This is a genomic window from Fretibacterium sp. (genome assembly GCF_057312375.1).
The window spans coordinates 1-3,243 of record NZ_DBHLDX010000110.1 but is presented as its reverse complement, the minus strand read 5'-3'; the positions used below and the strand labels follow the sequence as shown (position 1 = coordinate 3,243).

Here is a 3,243-nt window from a genome sequence, read left to right as displayed (position 1 = left end):
GGAAGGGGGAATTTTTCTCGATGGACGCGGACTTCTTTAACGCGATTCTGGACCGTCAGTAATTATTGATAATTTTGGAGGGATTGATCATGTCGGTTTTTTCCACTCGTTCCACCCGTGGAGCCCTGCGGCTCAGGACCAAGTTGCTCCTCGGCATCCTGTCCGTCGTCTTGATCGTCTTCTGCTCCGTCATCGCCTACGTGACGGTTTCCACGTCGAACAAGGCGTCCCGCGACGTCGAAGTCCTGACGTTAGCCTCCGTCGGCAAGGTTGCGCTCGACATCCAGAACCAGATCAAAGAAAACATTGACATCCTCCTGACGGTCGCCGGTGCGATCCCCCGCCTCGACAGCACGGCGCCCAACGCTCGGGAAACCGTGCTGACGCTCCTGGAGTCGGGCGCCCTTCAGAGGCCGGAGATCGTTTCCATGTGGGTGGCCTTCGAGCCGGACGCCTTCGACGGGCGCGACGAAAACTTCGCGGACAGCGAATGGTACGGCAAAAAGGGACAGTTCACGGCCAGCTTCGTCGAGCAGAACGGCCAGGCCGTCCGCACCCGCGACGTGACGTCAGAAACGATATACGCCTCCGGCAATGAGTACTACACGACCTCCCTCAAGACGGGCGAAACGGTCGTCGGGAACCCGGAGTTCTATACCTACCAAAACGGCTTCAAAACCCTGATCACCTCCATCTCCGTCCCCATCAAGATCAACGGCAGGACCGCCGGAGTGGTCGGAATCGACATGGATTATGCCCTGCTTCAGGCACGCATGAAGACCTTCCGCATCCTCAGCGACCAGACGGTCCTCCTCCTGATCGACGACGACGGCTTCGTCATCTACTCTACGGACCAGACGATGATCGGCAGGCAGCTGGGCGACATCATTCAGGGCCAGAAGACGGCCCCTCAGGTCCTGCAGTCCGTCCGGGAGGGCAGGCAGTTCATGGAGCACGACTACGCCGTGGCGACGAAGGGTCAGGCACTGAAGGTCTACGTACCGGTGCCCCTCACTCCGGCAAAACAGACGCTGTGCATCAACGCACTGGTCCCCATGTCCGTGATGCTGGCGGAGTCGAGGGCCATGGCCCGCAATACGATCCTGGCCGCCATCGTGGGCCTTCTCCTCCTCTCCGGAGTGGTCTACTGGCTCAGCGGGCGCGTCGTCCGCCCCATCCTCGCGTTGACCGAGATCATTCACCGCGCCTCGAAGCTCGACTTCATGTACGACCGCTCGAAGGTCTGGCTCCTGGACTACAAGGACGAGATCGGTGAGATGACCAACAACTACGCTCTCCTGCAGAACAACCTGCGGCAGATCATCCGCGACCTGGGTAAGGAGGCTCAGACCTTTGCCAGCGGGGCGCAGAACCTCGCGGCCATCTCGGAGGAGTCCGTCGCCTCCATGGAGGAGGTCAAGGCCTCCGTGGACGAGGTTTCTCACCTTTCCGCCGAGAACGCAAAGGCTTTGATGAGCACCAACACAGCGGTTGACGAGGTCTCGCGCGCCGCGGCCGCAACGGCGCAGTCCTCCGAGGAGGGCGCCGGGATCGCCGCCCGCACCGCAGACCTGACGCAAACGGCCTTCGCCGAGGTGGATTCCGTCATCGCCAAGGTTCGACAGGCGGAGGACCGCTCCCGCGCCGGCGGGGAGTCGATCGGGAAGGTCAACGGGTCGGTGAACGCCATCGCAGGCTTCGTGACGACGATCACGGGCATCGCAGATCAGACGAACCTGCTTGCGCTGAACGCGGCGATCGAGGCGGCTCGCGCGGGCGAGGCCGGCCGTGGCTTCGCTGTGGTCGCCGAGGAGGTGCGCAAACTCGCCGAGGAATCGAGCAACGCGGCGCAGGAAGTGCAAAAGCTGATCTCCAATCTGGAGGACGACTCAAATCAGGCGAGTGCGGTCATCCGCGAACTGGGCGAGCTTCTGAACGAAACGGTCAAGAGCTCGGGCGAAGCACAGGACAGCCTGAAGCGCGGCCTTGACGAAGTGAACGCGCTGAGCGGACACATGCAGACGATAGCGGCCGCGGCGGAGGAGCAGGCGGCGTCAAGCAGCGAGATGGCGAATTCGGTGGGCCAGGTGTCGAGTGCGACGGCGGAGGTCGGCAAAACCCTGGAGGGCATCAGAAAGGCGACGGGTGAAACGGCCGCGGCAAGCGAGAACGTCGCCACGGAGACCCAGAGGATGAGCGAGGGCGTGGCCCGCCTGGAAGCCCTGGTCGGACGCTTCCAGTACGAGCAGGAGGACGAGGAGAAGGGCAGCCCGGCCCTGCCATCAGGCCGATAGGCGGTAATGGCGCGGCGGTCCTTTGGGGGACCGCCGCGCTGCATTTCGAGCACCCGAAGCGCCGCGCATTCCTCGTACCCGTGGATTTGCGGCCATTTGACTATTGACTTTTTAGGTTCCCCTGATAAAATATTTTTCTGTTGGGTGTTGGGGAATGGTGCAACGGCAGCACGCCTGACTCTGGATCAGGTAATCGGGGTTCGAATCCCTGTTCCCCAGCCATTTTTATCTCAATTCGCCTGGCGTGGAAACGCGGCCTGCTTGGGGTGCAGTATGCCTCAGCAGGCTTTTTTTATGGTTTTACACCGGCTTCCCCGTCGGGCGAGGGACGGAGGTCATGGTCATGACTGAGGTGCGGTCGCTTCTGAACAATGGGTACGTCTTGTTCATCCTCGGCTACGCGGCGCTGCTGATCCTGGTCGGGGCGCTGGTGGGCCGGCGCGTCACCAGCGCGGAGGGGTTCTTCGTGGCGGAGCGCAGGCTGGGGCCTGCCCTCCTCTTCACGACGCTGACCGCGGCGAACCTCGGCGCGGGCTCCACGGTGGGCGTTTCGGCCCTGGCCTGGCGCCACGGCCTCTCCGCCTGGTGGTGGATCGGCAGCGCAGGGATCGGCTCGATGATCCTGGCCTTCTGGGTGGGGCCACGAATCTGGCGCCTGGCGGTCCGGCACAACCTCTACACCTTGAGCGACTGGCTGGACCTGCGCTACGGCAAGGCCTTTCGCGGACTTCTCTCCGCCATGATGGTGGTGGGGACCCTGGCGCTCTTCGCGGGGCAGCTGCTGGGCATCGCCTGGATCCTCCAGGTTGCGGCGGGCGTGCCAACGACGGTGGGGGTCGTCGCGGGGGCGGCGGTGACGACGCTCTACTTCGCGGCGGGGGGCCTGTTCTCGGCAGCCGTCGTCAACCTGGTGGAGGTGGCCGTCATCCTCGCGGGGTTCGCGGCGGCG

The 3,243-nt window shown here is 63.5% G+C and carries 2 protein-coding genes and 1 tRNA gene; all 3 read left to right on the top strand.

From position 1 onward, the window contains the following. Nucleotides 1-89: 89 nt before the first annotated feature. The gene (locus ACO41U_RS10180) at nucleotides 90-2,294 is read left to right on the top strand and encodes a methyl-accepting chemotaxis protein (RefSeq protein WP_485943700.1); all 2,205 of its coding nucleotides are present in this window, start codon (nucleotides 90-92) and stop codon (nucleotides 2,292-2,294) included. A gap of 148 nt (nucleotides 2,295-2,442) precedes the next feature. After that, a tRNA-Gln gene (locus tag ACO41U_RS10175) sits at nucleotides 2,443-2,516 on the top strand. 121 nt (nucleotides 2,517-2,637) lie between these two features. Continuing rightward, the coding region (locus ACO41U_RS10170; protein ID WP_485943698.1) for a sodium:solute symporter family transporter at nucleotides 2,638-3,243 on the top strand (606 nt) is incomplete at its 3' end.